Origin of the sequence: Pseudomonas sp. P108, assembly GCF_032613195.1 — a bacterium.
Taxonomy (GTDB): Bacteria; Pseudomonadota; Gammaproteobacteria; order Pseudomonadales; family Pseudomonadaceae; genus Aquipseudomonas.
In genome coordinates, this window is the sequence record NZ_CP126691.1 from 6,465,764 (window position 1) to 6,485,295 (window position 19,532).

Consider the following 19,532-nt stretch of genomic DNA (forward strand, 5'->3'; position numbering starts at 1 on the left):
CCTCAGGTCAGATCGCGCAGAGCGGCGTCGAGGGTTGGATAACGGAATGTGTAGCCGGCCTCGGTCAAACGCTGCGGCACCACGCGCTGACCGTCGAAGAACAACTGCGCCATCTCGCCTGCCAATGCGCGCACTGGCGCGGCGGGAATGTGCAACCACACCGGACGCTTGAGGACCTTGCCGGCCTGCTCGGCGAACGCTGACTGACTGACCGTTTCGGGCGCGACCATGTTGTAGATGCCACGCAGAGTGTCGTCGTTGAAAGCCCGCGCGATCACCTGAAGCACATCGTCGCGATGCACCCAGCTCATGATCTGCCGACCATCGCCCATGCGCCCGCCTAACCCCATGCGGAACGGCAGCAGTAACGGCGTCAGCGCGCCGCCCGGTCCGAACACCACGCCAAGACGCAGCACCACCTGACGCACGCCAAACTCAGTGGCCGGTTGCGCGGCGGCTTCCCAACGCGCACAGAGTTCGGCCATGAAACCGTCACCCTTGCTAGCCTGTTCGTCGAGGCTTTCGCTGGCATCGCGCACGCCGTAGAAGCCGATGGCCGAGGCTTGAATCCACAGCGTTGGTTTTTGCTTGGCGTTCTTCAACCAGGTCATCAACGCTTCGGTGGTGCCGACTCGGCTGGCGAGCAATTGCGCCTGACGCTTGGGAGTCCAGCGTGGGCCGGCGACAGGGGCGCCGGCGAAATTGATCACTACGTCGAAGGCTTCGTCGTGGCTAAGTTCGCTGAGCGAATGCACACAGCGGATGCGACCGTTGAATAGATTGGCCGCGGTCAACGGATCGCGCGTCAGTACGCTGAGCGAATGGCCCGCGTCGAGTAATTGATTGACCAAGGCTTCACCGATGAACCCGGTACCGCCAGTGATCAGCACGCGTTTGAAAGCGCTGCCGGCAAACGGGTTGGATTGGCTCGGTGCCTTTACTGAAGAAGCCTTTCGGCGGTCATGCCGATACAGCCAGAACAGTGGCGGCAACAACACCAGCAATGCAAAACCATCTAGCCATAGATGCGACCAAACCTGTTGTTGCGCTGAGAGCCACATATCCTGCGGCGCCCATACCAGGATGCCGGCGCTCAACCAGCCCCAGACTGCCGGGGCTTTCAAGCGATTGCCCAAGTGCACCAGCGCAAGCATGTACAGCGAATAACTTTGCAGCGTCGCGCCGAACAGCGCGAGCCACCAGACCTGTTGTTCGTGGCCGACGACGGGCACCGGGTCGGCGCCCCAGAATGCGAGTTCGAGGGTGTGCAGATAGCCGTCGAGTAATCCGGAATGCCCGGCCCAGGTCAGGGTGAGACCGGCGAGTATGTGCACGATCGCAGCGGCGTATAACCAGAGCACTAACGCGGGGCGAAGGGAGATCGAGGGGGCTGGCATTCCGTGTCCTGAGCGCATTCCTTGGGGGTGGGGAGTTTAAAGGAAAATCGCGGTCGTCAGATGCTCAAGAATTAAACCTTTAAGCGCTGCGGATTCTGGCTCAGCGCATATGAAAACGCGTTAGCCATGATGGCGGAACGCGTTTGATCACATCGAGGTGAAAAGGCGTCGGGCGCTGTAAACGCCCTTTTTCACTTAACCGCGCTAAAAGCAGCTGCTGGCCACTATCGGTTCGGCCACTTCGGACTGAAGTCGCTTAATCGCATTGATGCCCGAGTCGTTACCTTTGTCGGCAGCAAGCTGATAACAGGCCAAGGCGCGAGGAGTATCTTTCTTTCCTAGATCGCCGCTTTTCCAATAATCGCCTAACGAAACGAATGCATGCGTTGATCCCATGGTGGTAGCACGAATCAACTCTTTTTCAACGTCCAGCGGGCGCTGGCAGGGTCCTGAACCGGCCAATTCATTGCCAAAACAATAGAAGCCAGCCAACGACTCAGCACCGCTCGGTGAATCAACGGCTGCTGCTTTGAAAAGAGCCTCAACTTTGCCGTATTCCAATTGCGGGGCCATACCCGACAGACTTAGCCCGGCCGCAGCCGAACTAGATATAGGATCGCCTGAAGCGGCCGCGCACAGGTAATTTTCCAAAGTCGCCTCAAAAAGTTCTCCTGTCAGCCGGTATTGCTCAAGGCCGCCCAAGCCAGCAAATCCTTGTCCGCGCTGCCAACAGAAATTCTCCGCACGACTCATTTTCCGCGTACTGGCTACAGAAAGCTCTTTATCAGGAATCGACCAGTCCTCAACCCCATCAAGCGTCCAGCAGGACTTCCGCGAAAAGTTGAAAATCTTGATATTGCTGTTTCCGGCACGTTTATCCACAACGTCAACGTGACGATCATCCACCTTCTCGACTTCTATTCCTTCGACTTTCCCATCTGGCACCGCAGCCATTAAGGGAAACGCCATCTCGCGCCCCACCACTGCAGTGACGTGAGTCACTATCCGTCCTATATCCGACGTCCCCTTCAACACCAATAGCTTCACGGCCTGCGCAGTTAGTCGCTTCTGCGATTCGGCATTAGCGGAGAATGCTGGAAGAAACTGTGCAAAGTCTTGCGTAGGGCACGAGCCACGTCCAATTGTCGGGCCACTCCCGGTATCGGACGCGATATTGTCCAAAAACACTGAACGGTCGCGACTCATACTGGCGATGCAATTGTTCACCGCTGACACATGCGCCGAAGAGCCCGGTTCCGTCTCCAACGCATCGACCTGGCAATCGGTATCGCGCAATTTGATCCAGGCGCGCTGAGCCTCCTGAACCGTTGCCTTTTGGCTCGCCGCAAGAACTGGATCGGTTTGATACCCACCCTCGAGCCGAACCATCAGTTCTTGATAACTGGTATTCAACTGCTTATCTGCAGCAACCTTGGCACTCACAGAACATCTTTCCCTCTGAGAGCTCGTAGTGATATCGGCACATGCATCGTCAGCAAATGCATGTCCCCCCAACAGAGATAAACCACCAATCAGCACGGCGGGCAGCACCGGAATAAGATATTTACTCAAGGCAAATTCCAACAATATTTTGCGAAAGTGTATTTTTAAGTCGTGCTTATTCTTCAAGGGAGATAGCCATTTTCAGAGTAGATCCATTCAGATAAACGACTGCTTCGCGCCCATTAATATCGACAGGGGTAGGATTTTGGATCATTCCTTCATAACTAGCCTTCGCAATTTTTGTTAACGTCTTATCCGCAACATTGGCACGCCAAATAGCTTCATCACCATTCTTGAAATAGAACGTCGGCCGTGACTTGCTCCAAATCGGAGCATATATATTCCAACCGGCCTCGGGCCGACCAGCCTGCGCTATCGTTTCATACCCTGAGGTGTGCGAGTAGTACGCTTGCAATTTTCCATACTCACCACCCCAACCGAATGTCAAACCACTAACAGCATTTTCATCAGTATTTGGCCACTGCTGGAACAGCAAACTGCTTTCCAATGGCGGAGATTTTGAACCGAGCTTATAAACCATCCCCCGCAGCTGATTCTTAGAGAGCTGCTGTCGATAGTAAAACGCCCCATCCAAGATTCCCGCGAATCTTTTCCCTTCGTCGTTTGAACCCAAACTCAAAGCACCATCAAAACCGATATCTTTCGCAATCGTGTGCAATACCGGCCTGTCGTTGCGATCAACGTACTCATATAGATTACCCCGATACGCAATCACCGCCGCATCAAAATGCCCTTCGAACACGATGACATGCAACATGCCTGAAATTGTTTCAGCGGAGATCACAAATCGTTCAACAGCCCCTTTTTCATTGGGAAGCCATGCTAAATCAATGACCTTCCATGAGCGTTCAAACTGTGTGTAGGGTTTATCACCCAACATTAACTTAATATCTTTCTGAGTCGGCCTAGGCGCAATAGAAACCGGTGTGAGAAAGCTTATCTGCTGAACATAAACTTCCTCTAAACACTCGACTGACTCACAAGAATTACGCTCTGACTCAAGCCAATCACTTTCAATTAATTGAAAAACCCGCCGACTTTTTATCGACTTGAAGACTTCACTTAGCTTTTCATCCATTGCGGACAAAGAAGGAGAACGACAAATTTTCCTTTCTACGTCCGTTGAAGCTTTGCCACAGTCGAAACTCGCAGAAAATGCCACCGAACTGAAAAGCAAAAAGGCTAACGGTAAAAAGCCAGGGAGCGAATATATATTTTTCATTGAATCAGCCATCGAAGAAATTTTCCTACCATCGAAACGGATACGTTTACGCTCCGCCTCAAAATCAAAGAATTTTGGCGCAACAAATAAATCTGTCCCCTTTCACACGTAAAGGAAATAACGCAAAAAAGAAAAAGAAAAGTTTGTTCATGCTCATCCAAGTTGACGCTTTCGCGCGAATGCACTGGCTTGTCCGTTTCAACGTCTGTTCTTGTCCGGAGCCAAAGCCAATTGGCGAGCACGCTCTATCGTCGCGCGAATTAGGCAGGCATCGGACCACTCACCGAAAACTGATTTATGCAATTTCGGGTCGGCCTGGCACTCCGCATCTCGAAATTTCATCCAGGCTCTTTGAGTTTCCCTCAGTGCTTTCTGACCGCTTTCGTCCAGCCGACTCATACGATCCCGATATACAGAATTCAGCAATGCATCCGCGTCAGGAACCATCAGATCAAGAACACCATTTCCCGAGGGAAACCACTCAACGTCCGCCAATGCCTGTTCGCTCTCATTGTTCCAATTGTAGAGGCCGTTTTCTTCGATCTTCAGTGTGGCGGATCGCTGATGGTGATTCGTCGGATCGCTCTCGCTGACCTCCGAGCGATAAACAATTTCCAAATAGATAGGGTCGGTTGTGCGCTGAGGATCATTCAATAGCGTTTGCCGAACAATGGCCCGTTGCTTTTTGCTCTCCGTGATCTCTATCGAAAAGCACGGATCCGGCCCAAGACGCTCTGCGGACGCCTTCCTCTCCAGGCATTGATTACGAACCGCCATTGAAGGGGTATCCGAACCTCCACCCACATCAACGACTCTGACAAGCAACCGGACTTCCGGGTCCTTGGAAAAGTCGGCCTGAAGGATGGTGGCAATCATCGTGCCCTCAGCCATGACCACAGGCGACAGTATTGAAAGTAAAAAAATGAGGCTGAATCTGAAAATCTGCATTCCTTGGCGTCCGTAAAAAAAATCAGTGATCCGTTCAATTCTGAACGGGCCTGCGACAGAAGATAGAGGCAGAACCGACAAACGGGCCAGATCTATTTAAGTTTTGAACCAAACTCAAAGCGGTCGAGCGCAATAAATAAATCCGTCCCCTTTGATTCTTTTCCTCAAAGATGTTCTCTCATGTCCATGCACTCCTTCGCATCCGCGAGGACCTTGCGCTCACCATTATTGAGGACGCACACAGGTTTTTTGAAGGTGCCCTTCATCTTTTGACAGACAGTGCTACCCGCTTCCTTATAAACACATTGCTCGCCAGAAATGACCAACTCTTTACCTGGTGTCAAAGTCACAACTTTTGTGCTTTCAATACGGTAAACGTTCTCGTAAATTGAATCACCGGACTGTTGAATATCTTTATAGGTACCATCTTCCAACTCCGAAGCACTAGCAGGGATGTCTCCGATATATGTGGCCTTTCCACCTTTAGCTACAGCAGAAAAAATCATAACCTGAGCGTTTAGACCCATATCATCACTGGTTGGATAAGAAAATATAATTGCTATGTTTTCGGCCCCTGCCACTTCTCTAGCAACATAATTTGAGCGACATCCGCGATCAGCATCATCAAGAGAGAAGACTCCCCCTTCAAAAGAAAGAGTCAAGCTAGCTGGATCGGCATTCTGATCAGCTTCTTTACATATCAGGCTATGCTCAGTTGAAGCCGAATAAGCAGCGCCACTATAAATGGATAACAAAAACACCATTAGGCGAATCATTCAAACGACCTCAGTAAAATCTTTGAAGCTTATTTATCATTATTTCACGAGCCGAGAAGTTCGCGGCAGCCGGCCAAGGGTGAGCAGCATCGGTCCCGACTAAAGAACCGTCATCCCTAATACGTCGAGTCATTTTGGGTATGTCATTAGAGTCGGCAATTCCCAGCAGTTTGTTTTTCGTCCAAAACCAGCCCGCCGCTTCAAGACAACGAAGGGAACAGATTTATTTGAGTTCAACGATAAAATCAGTTGGATAAATAAATCCGTTCCCCTTACCCGCACCCTTTACCCAACGGGAGGACGAAAAAAGTCCGCTCCTTTGGTTCACTCTGAATCCACTGGAAACTATTTAGAAAATCGCAAAGAAGATAAAACGTCTCTTATCCCTTGAAAAGTCTCTGCATCCAGAGTCAAAGTATCAGGATAATTTTCCGCTGCACCTACCAGCATGTTTTCTCCCTCTAGGATACAAAAACTAACACGCGCAATTTTTTTGCCCGTTTTATCCTTAAACCCGAAGATGAATCCCGACCAACCAGAACCTCTCAACTCTTGAAAAATGTAGTCTTCGGAGTTGCCAGCGCTTTTATTTGGCAGCCATCTCTCATCACTTAACGTTGCAGGACACTTAAGAGCATTTGCTTGCCTAACATCCTGAAGCTCTGGACTAACATCCTCGCTCCCAGAGTCTTCCCCAGTTTGTTTTAGGTCAAAATTGTCCACACCATCGCACATCATGCCAAACCACTTGGCTCCTAAATTGGAGTCTTTTTTAAAGCTCCAATCATAACCGACAGCCATTTCAGCCTGTTCAAGATGCGGCCAGTCCTGATCCTTAGGAGGAGATTTTGACTCTAGAAATACAACATCAGGTGTATTGAACTTAATATATTGATCTTTACTAATATCAAGTGAGTATTTACAACTACCTTGGCGCACATTAACGACTGCTATTCCAGACGCAGATATAGAGTCGTTAGGCTCGTTCCCAACATTTACAACTCCGTCAGCCTGTTCCTTGTCAGCAGACACCGCCGTGCTTGAAGCCGAACACACCACCAATGCAAGGTAAAAACCAAATGTTTTTTTCATTAATCGACTCTCCGATAAACAAAGTCCTGCGGCGTCCCTGACGAAGATCCAGATGGCGTTGGAAAGCTCAAGGTATCCATTAAAACCATTTGTGCGTTTGCAAAAGCGAGAAATCTTGCTTGCACTCCCCAAATAGAGCTGAAGCTAGATGAAGGGGAGCCTAGATTTACAGTAGCGGCAACATTTCCGAAAGCAGAATTCTCATAATAATGTTTTGTTTGAGCATTAGTTGTTAGAGTCTTTAACGTACTGCTTGAACTGGTGTAGTAGCCATCAGCTTGTTTGGAGGCCCCAGACCAAGCCCAGTAGGCGCCAGCACTATTGGCTGCATCATACGAACCTTTTACCGCGTCACGCTTTGTGATGATCGCTTGTGGAATGCCAGTAGACGCATCGCTCAATGAGTTTGTTGGATCGTACATAGTTTTGTGACCATTAACTACAGGTCTGTTATTGTTCGCCATCGTTGTATGACTAGCTAAAACCTGTTTAACTTGCGAGCTTATTACTTCACCCTTAAATTCCCAGTACTTTATATAGTTACTGGCATGTGTTAACTGAAGAAAGCCTCTGCCATCCCACGGCTTATACCAATATGGGCTACCCTCATGAAACTTTTGGTACCACTGAGTTTCTTGTGTAGCATTACCAAAGAAACATGCCAATCGCACCGGGGTAACTACCAGAAATTTACGCAAAGCCTTATTAAGATCATTCCGACGAGTTAAAGCATCTGGACTTGAACTAGAAAGCAGGGTGCCCGCATTTGGTAAGCTGATTGACTCCCACTGCCAAGTAGATGCCTTCCTCAACGAGTTCGTTGGAAGCAACTGGACAAGCTCATTTCTGCTTAACCAACTACATTTCCTAAATGTCGCAATAAATTCTTTTGGTGGAAAATGCCAGTGCCTACTTTCAATGCCTTCGATAGCGGCATCTTCCCAAAAGCCTAATGCAACCTGATGCCTCTTCAACTTATCATAAGCCTCTTGCGGCATCGGTCCATTTTCAGCCACTTTTAATAGCCAGTCGTAGCGAGCATCAAAATCGTTTTTACACCACTCGCTGGGAAACATGCATACCAAGCGCTTAATCCGATTTTGAGCATCTGTACTTTCAAGCTTTTGCTTACTTAAATCTCTCTCCTTCACATAGCGTTCAGAAAGCTGCTGCTTTGCCTCTTCCGATAGAGAGGAGTAAGCAGGAGAAGTAGCTATCCCTATGGCATCGGTGTTATCGGAAACTACTTTTCCAACATCCAAAGCTAGTAGTTCTCGAATAAAAGGTGACTGGCAGTGGCTATCTTTATCCTTATCGTCATCAACCAACTGCCAACCCTGCCAATGAGGAAAATCTGCATCGCTGAACTTCCCAACCGTAGGAGAGTTTAAGTTAACCCAACCTACTTTACTTTCCTCGCCAACTTTTGCGGGGAATTTTATTTTACGCCAATGGGCAGCATCAGTCGGCTGCAATCGCTCCTCACCAATAACTCTTCCAAAGCGTAGCAGTTCAAATCCCGCACTGGGAGATTGGGGATATAGCTCGCTGGAAGTTTTAAATAGCGAGTACTCAAACTCACTTTTCTCGTCTACCCCACCCAAGTCAAATCCAGACCGGGTATATGTAGTTAGCGTACATGAGCCTTTAACGAAACTCATTCTTACAAAAAGCCCATCTTGTAACTCTGTCGCCAGCGCCCACTCATAACCATCAACTGTATTTGACACATTAGTTGCAGGAGTGCCCCCCGCTTCCTCAATCGGCGCGGGTCCTGCGGGCATAGCAGGGCAACGATAAATAATCTGCGAGTTATTTAGAGCGGATAAGTGGCTGGATGGCTGACTCTCGTAACCAAAAACTTCTGGAGGAATAAAGAAAAAAATATCCCCCCAACAGCAGTCCTTTCGACCATCGCTAGTTTTGAATGCCAGGTCTTTTTCTTTTCGTCCAACGATATTCTCGATTTTGCTATCGTCAGCAACAATTTCAAAATGAATCCTATTTTCCTCACCGTAAATTTTGCCAGCCTCACCTATGATATCTTTTCGATATATCTTTTTTCCTTTAGCTGGCGCGCTCAAACTAATTTTTGTGAGATGCATATAGATTGAATAGAAGACGATCTTTCCTTTTTCGCCTTCGCCTATCTCCGTTTCGTGCTTGATTACAATACAACCATCATCTGTCCACTTTTCGCGATACCTAAGGCCATGATCAGGCGCCGCCTCACTTTCCTGGGTCGGCTGTCGAAAATAAACCAGTATTCCATCTGAGATTGCACATACCGGCAAAGCTTTTCCGCTTTCTTGAGGTGCAGTCAAATGGATGCCGCCATGCCAGTTGAGGTCAAAGCTTAGCGGATAGCCACCATCGCCAGGGATACCTCCGACCATAGCGCGTGAGAGGAAAACATCGTCAGTTTCTCCCGCATTCGGTTTCGGCAGAAAAGGAGGGCTAATGATCATTCAAAAAATTCCTTGTTCATATTGACGCTTGTCCGTCCGCTCAAAGCGAGAAAGGGTAATCAACTGTCGGCTTAACCTTCTCAGGCACCGCATTCCCCAACGCCTGATCCATCAAACTCCCCGCCTTATCCTTATCCGCCGCCCCCGGCAGCACCGGCGGCTTAATCCCAATGCCCGTGCCCGACCCAGCCGACCCACCGGCATTGATTTTGATCACCGGCCCAACCACCGTCACCCCACCGCCATCAAGCTTGATAAAGCTCCCACCCCCAAGAATGGTCAGCTCTGTCCCCGCCTCAATAACGATCTTGTCCCCAGCCTTAAGGTGAATCTCTTTCCCCACACTGGTCAGTTGCGCAGTCCCCAGCTTCACATGCTGGTTCTGCCCAATCGTCAGGTGATCATCCAGCTTCGCTTCAATCTTGCGGTCAGAGATCGTGGTGCGGTGCTCTTCAGCCTTCAGCTCGGTGTAGGTGTTCTTCACCACCGTGTCGTGACGTTCATTCCCGACCCGAATCTTCTGATCATGCTCAACGTTTTCATCCCAATCCCGCTGCGCATGAATGTAGATCTGCTCCGCACCTTTCTTATCTTCAATGCGCAGTTCGTTGTACCCGCCACCACCCGGTGAGCTAAGCGTTTTGAACACGCTGCGAGTCTTGTTCGCCGGCAAGGCATACGGCACCGGGTTTTCCTTGTGGTACAGGCAGCCGGTGACGAGGGGCTGGTCGGGGTCGCCTTCGAGGAAGGTGACGAGGACTTCCATGCCGATGCGCGGGATGCTGATGGCGCCGTAGCGGTCGCCGGCCCAGGAGCTGGATACACGCAGCCAGCAGCTGGTTTTGTCGTCGGCGAGGCCTTCGCGGTCCCAGTGGAATTGCACTTTGATGCGGCCGTACTGGTCGCAGTGGATTTCTTCGCCTTTGGGGCCGGTGACCATGGCGGTCTGGCTGCCGAGGACGCGTGGTTTCGGGTGTTCGAGGGCCGGGCGGTAGAACACGTCCCACGGGGTGGCGAGGAAGGTGTTGCGGTAGCCCTGGTGGAAGTCGTCCTTGTTGTCGGTGGTATCGCTGGTCACGCCTTCTTCGAGGACTTGCGGCTGCTTGCCTTCGTGGACGATTTCGGTGAGCAGCCACAGGTCGTTCCACTCGCTGCGCGGGTGGTCGGACATGGCCATGAAGTGGCCGCTGACCAGTTTGGTCTGGTCGCCGCGACCTTCGGCCTGGCGGTAGTCGGCGCGATGGCGTTCGAGGGCGCGCTGGCTGAGGAACTTGCCACGGGCGCGGTCGATGAAACGGCCCGGGTAGTCGTAGTCTTCGAGGTCCGGTTCGGTGCTCTCGCCATCGGGCTTGTAAGCCGCTTCCATTTGCAGGCGCGGTTTTTCGAAGTCGTAGTCGCGGCGTGTGATGCGGCTGGTGCGGGTTTCCAGGCGTAGCTTGAAGCCTTTGATCACCGGTTCTTCGGCGACCATGCCGCTGCCCTGCAAGTACGCAGTCGGCTGGCCGAGGTCGGGGAACACGGTCTGGTCGTCGCCGAACACCAGCAGGTGGCCTTTGTCGCTGTGCTGGAAGTGGTAGTGAATGCCTTCCTCTTCGCACAGGCGCTGGACGAAGTGCAGGTCGGTTTCGTCGTACTGCACGCAGTAGTCGCGATCCGGGCACGGCTGGCTGAGCTGGAAGCTGTAGGCGTTGCCCTTGATGCCGTGCTCTTCGAGGATCAGCGCGATGATTTTCGGCGCCGACATCTGCTGGTAGATGCGCTGGTTGGTGCGGTGATGCAGGTATTGCAGTTGCGGCACCATCGACACTTTGTAGCGGGTCAGGCGCTTGCCGGCATCGCCTTGGGCGACGCGGTAGATCTGGCCGTGGATGCCCGAGCCCTGTGGATCGAATGCGAGAAACGCTTGCTTGTGCAGCAGTTGTTCGAGGTCCAGATCCGGGTTTTCGCTGACCAGTTCGAGGTCGAAACGATACGGCTGGCTGATGCCTTCGGTGCCGGTGAACGACAGCACTTGCAGGTCGCCGACGTAGTCTTCGACCTTGAGGCTGAAGTGGGTTTCGTTAGCTGGGTTGAACATAAAGTGCTCCCTGTTCGAATGTCATCCGTTAGGCCCGAAGTCGCAGACGTTGCAGCCAGGACGAAGTGGCGCCCAAGGCGTCACGCAATTGTTGGGCAGTGATGGTGCGCTCTGCCGGGTTGAAGCTCAGCGCGGTTCGCAGCGCTGGCCAGCCGTGCTTCGGTAAATTCGCCGGTGCTTGCAGTTCGCGCTCCAGGTGCTCGTCGCGGGCCTGGGTCGAGGGCAAGCGGCGGAACGGGTGTTTGCCGCCCGCCAGTTCGTAGATCACACAGGCCACGCCGTACACGTCCGCGCTGGCCGACAACGGTTGGCCCTCAAGCAGTTCGGGGGCGGCGTAGCCCGGGGTCCAGGCGTTGAAGCGTTCGCGGCTCAGATGCGGCAGGCCGGGCATCACGCCCTCCTCTGCCTGGCCGAGACCGAAGTCAAAGAGGCGCAAGCCGTCTTCGCTGAGCATGACGTTGCTCGGTTTCATGTCACCGTGCAGCACGCCGCGACCGTGGGCGTAGGCCAGCGTGTCGAGCAGCGGCAGGACGATGTCGCGCAGTTCTTGCCACGGCAGGCCGAGGGGCCGCTCGCAGAGTAATTTGTCCAGGGTCAGGCCACGCATGTATTCCATGGTGATGAAGGCCCGCTGGCAGTCGGTGTCGACTTCAAAGGTGTGCGCACGCACGACGTTGTCGTGGCGCAGGCGTCGGGTCAGGGCGAACTCGCTGTAGAGCAAGGCACTGGCGTCCGGCGATTCGGCAAATTCTTCGCTGAGGATTTTCAGCGCAATGTAAGGGTCGGGATCACCGAACTGTTCGTGCAGCAGATCCCGCGCCCGGTAAACGGCGCCCATGCCACCGGCCCCGAGCAGACGCTCGAGGTGGTAGCGACCGGCGAGTACATCCGGCAGTGCACCGATGCTGGCCTTGGTCGGCGCCAGCAAAGGCTCTGCCTTGTTTTCCTTGGCGAAGGCGAAGTAGGTCAGGTTGTTGGCCTGCTCTTCGCTCATCAGCAAGTCATCGATTGGCGATTCGATTTTGGTCATTGGCGGATCACCACGGCTGTCAGGTTGTCACGCGCGGCGCCACGCAGGGCGCCGTCGAACAAACGTTCCAGCGCCACGTGCGGCGCGCTGAGGCTGAGGGCGTTGCCGAGGGCATCGCTGCTCAGGCCCTGATACAAACCATCGCTGCAGAGCAAAAACGCATCGCCCGGATAGACCTCGAGTTCGAGGACATCCAGGGTCAGTTGTTCGGCGGCGCCGACGGCTCGGGTCAAGGCCTGAGCCGCCGGGTGCGCCGCCGCTTGTTCGACGCTCATTTGTTGCTCGTCCATCAATTGCTGTTGCAGCGAATGGTCCTTGGACAGCTGATACAGCCGCTGCCCACGCCACATATAGCAACGGCTATCACCGGCCCAGATGCAGGCTGCGCGATTGCCTTCCACCAGCAGCGCCACGACGGTGCTGCCCATGATGCTGTCGTGGCGTCCGGCGGTGACCGTCAACTCCTGCCCCAAGCGCCGGTTCAGCCAGTGCAGGCACTGGCGGATGGCTTTGAGGCGTTCGTCGAAGTCCTCGTGTTGCGGCAGTTCAGCCAGGCTGGCGACGATCAACTGGCTGGCGATGTCGCCACCCTGATGACCGCCCATGCCGTCCGCGACCACCCACAGCCCCTGCTGTGGCGAGTCGAGGAAGGCATCTTCGTTGCGCGCCCGCACCTTGCCCGGGTCGGTCCGCGCCGCGCTGCGCCAGGCACTGGCCACCAGCATCAGAGCTGCACCGGCATACGGAAGGTGCGCAGTACGCCCATGTCGAACGGGTTCGGCGTGCGCTGGCTGGTCAGCAGGTAGTTGGCGCGCAGACCACCTACATCGGCTTTCAGCACCAGCACGTCGCGACCGGTCAGGTACTCGGTCTGCATCAGGTCGAACAGACGGAACAGCGACCATGGGCCGGAGTTCTTCTCGATGCCGATCGGGCGCCCGGCCATTTTGTCCATGACCAGACTGGTGCGACCGTCTTCAGCATCGGTCGGCCATTTGAACGACATTGGCAGGATCGGACCGTGGCGGTATTCCATGGTCTTGTCGCCGAACTTGAACTCGGAACGGCTGACCGCCGGGTCGAGGGTGTACGGCTCCAGTTTGAACTGCACGGTCGGCTCGGCCGGGTTGATCGAGAAGAAGCTCTGACGAATCGTCAGCGCCGCCGCCATCTGGTCCAGATACATTTTTGACACCGGCAGGCTGTGGCCGTCGACGCTGCGCATGCGGTAGTTGCCCGGATCGCCGCTGACGAATGGACGCAGGTAGCTGTCGAAGAAGCGGTCGACGGTGCCTTGAGCGCGGAAGAACTCGCGGAAATCGCTGATCGCTACGTCGCTGGTGCTGCTGGCGCTGAACGGATAACGCTTGCTGATGGTTTTGCCATACACGCTGTACAACTCGTTCTGATAACGGCCGTTCAGGTATTGGTAAGCATCGTTGAGCACCAGACGCCACGAGTCTTCGGCCAGCACGTTGAACCACACGCTGAGCGGGCGCGGCAGACGGCCAGACGCATTGCGCAGGTTGGTCAGCGCATCACGCTGGCCGCTCATGCGGGTTTTCGCCATTTCGAACGCGGCTTGTTCCGGCGTGCTGGAACGGGCCAGACCGGCCAGTTGCAGTTGCAGGTCGTTGAGCGCGCTCAGTGCCGGGGTCAGGTCCGCAGCCGGGCCGTTGTTGTCATCGAGCAAACGATGCAGCGGTTCGAAGCGGCGTTGCAGCGACTTCTTCGCGGTGTCCGGCAGGGTCTTCGCCACGTTCAGGGCCGAAGCCTTGTCCGCTGCGGCGGCGGCAAGTTTGCCGACTTTACCCAGTTTGCCTTTCTGCCCGGCCAGCGCATCAGCAGCGTCGCCAGCTTCTTCGACAGGATCTGCAGCGGCCTGGAAGCGGGTGTTCTCACGCACTTCGGTGAGCAACGCCAGTACCGGCGAGTTGGCCGAGGTCAGGCCCGCCAGTTGTTCGGCGCCTTCACCGGCGTCGCTGATTGGCGGCAGGGCAACCTGGCCGACGGCTTCGCTCCAGTAGTTGGCGTAGTCGCGGAAGTACAACTGCTCCAGCTCGACCATCAGACGACGCAAGTCCATGTCGCTGATGCCTGCGCCTTCGCCGAGCACCCAGTTGTCACGCAGGATGTCGGTAACCAGCGCCGAACCCTGTACCGAGAAATACTGCTGATAACCGGTTTGCGTGTAGAAACCCGGGATCACGTATTCGGTGCCGATAAACAGCGAGCCTTGTGGACCAAGGTGTTGGCTGAAACGGTAGTCCGGCAGGTTGCGCGCCTGCTCACGGAGCATGCGGTAAACCACCGTGGCCAGCGATTCGCTGCGCAAGACCTGACGCGCCTGGGTCACCAACTGATCGTTCAGCGGGTAGATAAACGGCTGCTTCAGCAGACGCTCAAGATGCGCACTCAGACCGTTCTGCACAGCGGTGTTGCCGGTGTAGCGCGTCGACCAGTCAGTGGCGACCCAGTCCTTGAGCCACGCGGCGTCGCGACGGTCTTTCATGTTCAGCATCAGGTACGCGCGCAGGCTGTTGAGCAGGCGGTCGCGGTCCTTCATGTTGGCGCGAATCTGCCCTTCGAGCATGGTCGCAACCCGTGGCAGCAGTTGCTTTTCAAGCTCGCGCTCGTAAGCCACTTTGACCACTGGATTGACGTCTTCACCCTGATACAGACCGCCACGCTCGTGGTACGAAACGTCGCCCTTCTTCGGGAACACCTGCGTTGCGGCGTAGCTGGTGTCGAGGGTTTTCAGTACGCCCATGGCGTCATCACGCGGCGACAATGCCGTGCGTTGCTGCGTCCAGTTCTGCGCCAGATTGCGCAGGTTTTCCAGGCGCTCGTAGTTGGCCGAGAAACCGCCCGCCCAAAGCATACCGAACAGTGCCAGTGCCGCCAGTGCGCCAACATACAGGGCACGTTGGCCCCAGTGAATGCGGCTGCGTTCGCGCTTGTCCAGACCGGCCAGATCGGACTCAGGGAAAATCACCTGGCTGAACAAGTGGTGGATAAACCGCGAACGACCGCTGCGCAGGGTCGGCAGCACGCCGGCGCTCATGCCGAGGCTGGCGCCGATGCCGGCGGTGGTCGCATCCATCTCTTGGGTCAGGTGCGGCGCGCTGGTCAGGTAGAAACCGCGCAGTTGCGTGGCACGCTGATAACGGTTGCCAGTGAACGCCATGTCGACGAACAGGCACAGGCGCTCGCCGATCTGCCCGAGTTGATGCGGGAAGTCGAGGATGCGGCCACGGCGCTGGGTATCGCGCTCGGAGTGCATGCGCATGATCACTTGGCTGTTGAGGCGACGCAGCAGTTCTTCGAACTCGTTGCGCAGCACAGCGACGTCGGTGCCGACCTGATCCTTGCGGAAACTGGTGCCGAGCACTTGATCGCTTTCTTCGCGGGTCAGTTGATCGAAGAACTCGTCGAAGCCGAGCAGCTTGTCAGCCTTGCTCAGGACCAGATACACCGGGACGTCGACGTGCAGTTTCTGATGCACGTCTTGCAGACGGCCGCGAACCTGGCGCGCCAAAGTATCGATGTCCTGTTCACTGCCGCCGAGCAGGGTTTCCACCGGAATGGTCACCAGCACGCCGTTCAACGGACGCCCGCGACGGCGCTTGCGCAACAGCTCAAGCAACGTCGTCCAGGCACCGCCGTCGACTTCCACATCCGGTTGCGTGGTGTAACGCCCGGCGGTGTCGATCAACACACCGTGGTCGGCGAAGTACCAGTCGCAATGACGGGTGCCGAGGGTGTCGCGGGTCAGCTTGCGGTCGATCTTGTTGATCGGGAATTCCAGACCGGAAAAGTCCAGCAGACTGGTCTTGCCCGAGGCCTGTGGGCCGATCAACAGGTACCACGGCAAGTCACTGCGCCAGCGCTCGCTGCGGCCGCGATACAGGCTCGACGTCTTCAGGGTTTTCAGCGCGTCTTTGAAGCGCGCCTTCAACTCCTTCTGTTCTTCGTCGATCAGCTCTTCGCGGCGAATGCGATCCTGGCCGTCCTCGCTTTCTTCCTCGGCTTTCTTGCGGATACCGCTGCGCCAGCTGACGAAGACCATGGTCAGGCCCCAGATCAGGAACAGCACGGCGATGGTCAGCAAGCGCGAGGTCGAGCTCTCCCAGAACTTGTAGTCATCAACCGCCAACAACGGACCGACGAACCACACCAGCAGCGCCACGAACAGCACCAGCAGCAAGGTCCAGACCCAGGTCTGGCGCAGGAAGGCGCCGACTTTCTTGAAAAACTTTTTCATCACACGTCCCTGTTTACGGCTGCGACTGCGGTTGCACCGCGGCCGGATCAAGCGGCTGATAAGGTTGCAGAACGGTGTCGCGCTGCTCGCCCAAGACCCAGGCGAAGCCCGAATACATCACCACCAGACAGACGAAAGTGAACAACACCACCATCCACGCCGGCACGATGCGCACCAGGTTACGACGCTGATCGTTCAAGCCTTCCCAGTGCGGCGACAACTCGCGCGGCACGTCGCCACGCAACTGACGGATCTGCCGATACAGAGCATCGCGGATGCCTTCAAGTTCGAGCATGCCGCGTGCCTGTACGCGGTACTTGCCCTCGAAACCGAGGGACAGGCACAGGTACATCAGCTCGAGCATCGGCAAGTGCTTGACCGGGTTCTTCGACAGTCGGTCGAGCAACTGGAAGAACTTCTCGCCACCGAAGGTTTCGTTGTGGAAGCTGCTCAGCAGGCTCATCTGCGACCATTCGCTTTCGTTGCCCCACGGCGTGGTCACGACAGCTTCGTCGACCACGGTGCAGAGCACGTAACGCGCGGCCATAACTTGGCTGCTTTCGGCGCCGTTGTGCAGGGCGCGTACTTCAAACAATTTCAGCCCGGCAGTCAGACGCTCGTTGAGTGCGTACAAGTCTTCGCGGGTTTCGCTGTGCTTGAGGCGCACCACTTCCGAAAGCAGCTCGGACGAGGCAGCGACCAGCGAATTGAGGCTGATGTTGAACGCTTCGGCCGGGCGCAGGCGCGCGGCGTAGATCATGCGTTCTTCCAGTTGCTCGAAACGCGGCGGCGCGGCGAAGTCGGTCAGCGGACTCGATGCCGGTCCGTGGCCTTGACGATCGAGCAGGACGGTTTTGTCGTCCTGGTTGTAATCCGTTTCCTTGATCATGTCGGTCAGTTCCTGATGGCCCAGAATTTCAGTTCAAGCTCGGCGAATTCGCCGGACACGTGGAACGCGAAACCGCCGGAGCGCTCGAGTTGTGCCAGGTCTTCGGAACTGAGTTCGAGGATGAAATAGGTTTTGTTCGAGTGGAACGCGATCTGCCGCGGGGCCACCGGCAACGGTTTGACCTTGATCCCCGGCAAGTGCAGGTTGACCAGTTGGCGGATACGCTCCACCGGGCCGACCTTGAGGTGCGCCGGCAAGCGGTGGCGCAGTTCTTCGGAGTCGCAGTTGGCACTGGCCGCCAGCACGAACGACGCCGAGCCAAGCAGTTTGTGGTCGTGCAACGGCGAGACGATGATGCCGTACTGACGCGCTTGCAGGATCAGTTCGATGGCGTGCTGTTCGAGCACCATCGACAGCACCTGACGAATCGCTTCCATCAGTTTGCGGAAGCTCCCACCCTGGTCAGCGTGGGAATAGCGGCTGTCCAGACGCGGGCGTTTGCTCTCGCCGGAGAAGGTCGCCAGATCGCCGAGCATGGTCAGCAGCGTGCGGTACAACTCTTCCGGGTGCACTTGCTCCAGGCCGAGGTAGTGGCGCAGCAACAGTTCGGTGCGGTTGATCAGTTGCAGCATCATGAAGTCACCGACCTCAGCACCGCCGACCTTGCCGTTGGAGCGAATCCGCTCGGCAATCGTGTCGCCACGGTGGTTGAGCATGCTGATGACTTCTTTCAGGCACGACAGCAGATAACTGGAGGCGTGGGCCTGAATGTAGGTCGGCACGAAATCCGGGTCGAGGCTGATCACGCCGTCCGGCGTGGTGTCGAGCACGTCGCAGATCTTCAGCTTCACGTAAGCCTGATCGCTCTGCTGCTCGCCGAGCAACAGTTTGAAGTCCGGGCGACCGCAGCTGACCTGGCTGGCGGAATCGTCGCCGGCGTTGGAGTCGGCCACTTCGGCGTCATACGCGGTGTAACGCGCGAGCACGTCGGATTGTTCTGGACGGCGCGACTCGATGTGGTTACCGGTGACCAGCGGCAGCGCCAGATAGATCGGCGTGTTACCAGTGTTCGGCGGCACGTCCAGCGCCAGCGGCTCGGTGTTGCCACCGAGTTCGAACAGGCTGCCGTCCGGCAGAATCCCCGAGGCTTCACTGATCACCAGTTTGCCCATGTTGAGGAACTGCAAGTCGATCTCCAGATTGAGGAAACCCCAGGTGTAGCCACCGAGCAATTGGGTGCGGGTTTTCATCTGGTGATCGTAATAACGATCGTTGTGCTGGAAGTGCTGCGGACGCAGCAGCATGCCTTCCTGCCAAATGACTTTATGGGTATTCATGATCAGTCATCCGCCTTGGCGAGCACTTGATTGGTGTTGCGGATGCCGGTCTGGTCCAGAGTCAGATCGACTTCGGTGACTTCCAGCGGAGTGATCTGAATGGTGTGGCGCCATTGGGTGTCCGGCAAGTCGCGGTAAGCGGCGAGAACGCCCACATAAAGGCTGCCCTCTTCCACCTTGAGCTTCATTTCCACGGTTTCACCCGGGCGCAGTTCGAGTTCTTCGCTGGCCACCAGATCCGGGTTGAGGGATTCCTTGGCGCGTTCGTACAGGCTGAAGAAGTCAGCGTTCTCGAAGGTCACCGGGTGCTTGAGTTCGAACAGGCGCACGACGATCGGCGACGGCCGACCATTGAGGTCCGGATTGAGCTGATCGCTGCCGGTCAGCTTCAGGTTGATCTTGGTCACTTTCGAGTACGGCGACAGCGACGAGCAACCGGCGAGCAGCACCAGCACGGTGAGCGCAGTCAGCGTCTTGAAAAAAGCGGTCGAGCGGCGAGACATGCGCA

The 19,532-nt window shown here is 55.5% G+C and carries 14 protein-coding genes; all 14 read right to left on the reverse strand.

Annotated features, from left to right (window positions below):
- Positions 1 to 2: 2 nt before the first annotated feature.
- The 14 genes from QOM10_RS28780 to tssJ all read right to left on the reverse strand — a co-directional run bounded on the left by QOM10_RS28780 (position 3) and on the right by tssJ (position 19,527).
- Complete coding sequence (locus QOM10_RS28780) at positions 3 to 1,397, reverse strand: TIGR01777 family oxidoreductase (protein ID WP_316917324.1); 1,395 nt, start codon at positions 1,395 to 1,397, stop codon at positions 3 to 5.
- Between the two features lie 204 nt (positions 1,398 to 1,601).
- On the reverse strand, positions 1,602 to 2,969 hold the full coding sequence (locus QOM10_RS28785) for a lysozyme inhibitor LprI family protein (protein WP_316918406.1): 1,368 nt from the start codon (positions 2,967 to 2,969) through the stop codon (positions 1,602 to 1,604).
- A 46-nt stretch (positions 2,970 to 3,015) separates the two neighbouring features.
- Positions 3,016 to 4,155 carry a hypothetical protein gene (locus tag QOM10_RS28790; RefSeq protein WP_316917325.1) on the reverse strand — a complete coding sequence of 380 codons (1,140 nt, stop codon included), beginning with the start codon at positions 4,153 to 4,155 and terminating at the stop codon, positions 3,016 to 3,018.
- A gap of 186 nt (positions 4,156 to 4,341) precedes the next feature.
- Positions 4,342 to 5,091 (reverse strand): lysozyme inhibitor LprI family protein, encoded by a 750-nt coding sequence (locus tag QOM10_RS28795; RefSeq protein WP_316917326.1) that lies wholly within the window; start codon positions 5,089 to 5,091, stop codon positions 4,342 to 4,344.
- Between the two features lie 164 nt (positions 5,092 to 5,255).
- Positions 5,256 to 5,867 carry a hypothetical protein gene (locus QOM10_RS28800; RefSeq protein ID WP_316917327.1) on the reverse strand — a complete coding sequence of 204 codons (612 nt, stop codon included), beginning with the start codon at positions 5,865 to 5,867 and terminating at the stop codon, positions 5,256 to 5,258.
- A gap of 345 nt (positions 5,868 to 6,212) precedes the next feature.
- On the reverse strand, positions 6,213 to 6,959 hold the full coding sequence (locus QOM10_RS28805; protein ID WP_316917328.1) for a hypothetical protein: 747 nt from the start codon (positions 6,957 to 6,959) through the stop codon (positions 6,213 to 6,215).
- The gene (locus QOM10_RS28810; protein WP_316917329.1) at positions 6,959 to 9,427 is read right to left on the reverse strand and encodes a M23 family metallopeptidase; all 2,469 of its coding nucleotides are present in this window, start codon (positions 9,425 to 9,427) and stop codon (positions 6,959 to 6,961) included. Before QOM10_RS28810 ends, QOM10_RS28805 begins: the two co-directional genes overlap by 1 nt.
- Before the next feature lie 40 nt (positions 9,428 to 9,467).
- Positions 9,468 to 11,504, reverse strand: a complete 2,037-nt coding sequence (locus QOM10_RS28815) for a type VI secretion system tip protein VgrG (protein WP_316917330.1) — start codon at positions 11,502 to 11,504, stop codon at positions 9,468 to 9,470.
- A gap of 28 nt (positions 11,505 to 11,532) precedes the next feature.
- Positions 11,533 to 12,534, reverse strand: a complete 1,002-nt coding sequence (locus QOM10_RS28820; RefSeq protein ID WP_316917331.1) for a serine/threonine-protein kinase — start codon at positions 12,532 to 12,534, stop codon at positions 11,533 to 11,535.
- Positions 12,531 to 13,259, reverse strand: coding sequence for a PP2C family serine/threonine-protein phosphatase (locus QOM10_RS28825; protein WP_316917332.1), 729 nt, complete (start codon positions 13,257 to 13,259; stop codon positions 12,531 to 12,533). Before QOM10_RS28825 ends, QOM10_RS28820 begins: the two co-directional genes overlap by 4 nt.
- Positions 13,259 to 16,798, reverse strand: coding sequence for a type VI secretion system membrane subunit TssM (gene tssM, locus QOM10_RS28830; protein ID WP_316917333.1), 3,540 nt, complete (start codon positions 16,796 to 16,798; stop codon positions 13,259 to 13,261). The genes QOM10_RS28825 and tssM overlap by 1 nt, the downstream gene beginning before the upstream one ends.
- A gap of 13 nt (positions 16,799 to 16,811) precedes the next feature.
- On the reverse strand, positions 16,812 to 17,687 hold the full coding sequence (gene icmH, locus QOM10_RS28835; RefSeq protein ID WP_016985783.1) for a type IVB secretion system protein IcmH/DotU: 876 nt from the start codon (positions 17,685 to 17,687) through the stop codon (positions 16,812 to 16,814).
- Positions 17,688 to 17,692: 5 nt separating this feature from the next.
- Positions 17,693 to 19,024: a type VI secretion system baseplate subunit TssK gene (gene tssK, locus QOM10_RS28840; RefSeq protein WP_007920300.1), complete on the reverse strand. Its 1,332-nt coding sequence runs from the start codon at positions 19,022 to 19,024 to the stop codon at positions 17,693 to 17,695.
- A gap of 2 nt (positions 19,025 to 19,026) precedes the next feature.
- Entirely contained in the window at positions 19,027 to 19,527 is a 501-nt protein-coding gene (gene tssJ, locus QOM10_RS28845; protein WP_095119786.1) for a type VI secretion system lipoprotein TssJ, read from the reverse strand.
- Between the last annotated feature and the right edge of the window lie 5 nt (positions 19,528 to 19,532).

Excerpts from the sequence above, each read along its gene's own strand:
- QOM10_RS28780 (WP_316917324.1), bottom strand. The coding sequence starts at position 1,397 with ATGCCAGCCCCCTCGATCTCCCTTCGCCCCGCGTTAGTGCTCTGGTTA.
- QOM10_RS28790 (WP_316917325.1), bottom strand. The coding sequence starts at position 4,155 with ATGGCTGATTCAATGAAAAATATATATTCGCTCCCTGGCTTTTTACCG.
- QOM10_RS28795 (WP_316917326.1), bottom strand. The coding sequence starts at position 5,091 with ATGCAGATTTTCAGATTCAGCCTCATTTTTTTACTTTCAATACTGTCG.
- QOM10_RS28800 (WP_316917327.1), bottom strand. The coding sequence starts at position 5,867 with ATGATTCGCCTAATGGTGTTTTTGTTATCCATTTATAGTGGCGCTGCT.
- QOM10_RS28805 (WP_316917328.1), bottom strand. The coding sequence starts at position 6,959 with ATGAAAAAAACATTTGGTTTTTACCTTGCATTGGTGGTGTGTTCGGCT.
- QOM10_RS28810 (WP_316917329.1), bottom strand. The coding sequence starts at position 9,427 with ATGATCATTAGCCCTCCTTTTCTGCCGAAACCGAATGCGGGAGAAACT.
- QOM10_RS28815 (WP_316917330.1), bottom strand. The coding sequence starts at position 11,504 with ATGTTCAACCCAGCTAACGAAACCCACTTCAGCCTCAAGGTCGAAGAC.
- QOM10_RS28820 (WP_316917331.1), bottom strand. The coding sequence starts at position 12,534 with ATGACCAAAATCGAATCGCCAATCGATGACTTGCTGATGAGCGAAGAG.
- QOM10_RS28825 (WP_316917332.1), bottom strand. The coding sequence starts at position 13,259 with ATGCTGGTGGCCAGTGCCTGGCGCAGCGCGGCGCGGACCGACCCGGGC.
- tssM (WP_316917333.1), bottom strand. The coding sequence starts at position 16,798 with ATGAAAAAGTTTTTCAAGAAAGTCGGCGCCTTCCTGCGCCAGACCTGG.
- icmH (WP_016985783.1), bottom strand. The coding sequence starts at position 17,687 with ATGATCAAGGAAACGGATTACAACCAGGACGACAAAACCGTCCTGCTC.
- tssK (WP_007920300.1), bottom strand. The coding sequence starts at position 19,024 with ATGAATACCCATAAAGTCATTTGGCAGGAAGGCATGCTGCTGCGTCCG.
- tssJ (WP_095119786.1), bottom strand. The coding sequence starts at position 19,527 with ATGTCTCGCCGCTCGACCGCTTTTTTCAAGACGCTGACTGCGCTCACC.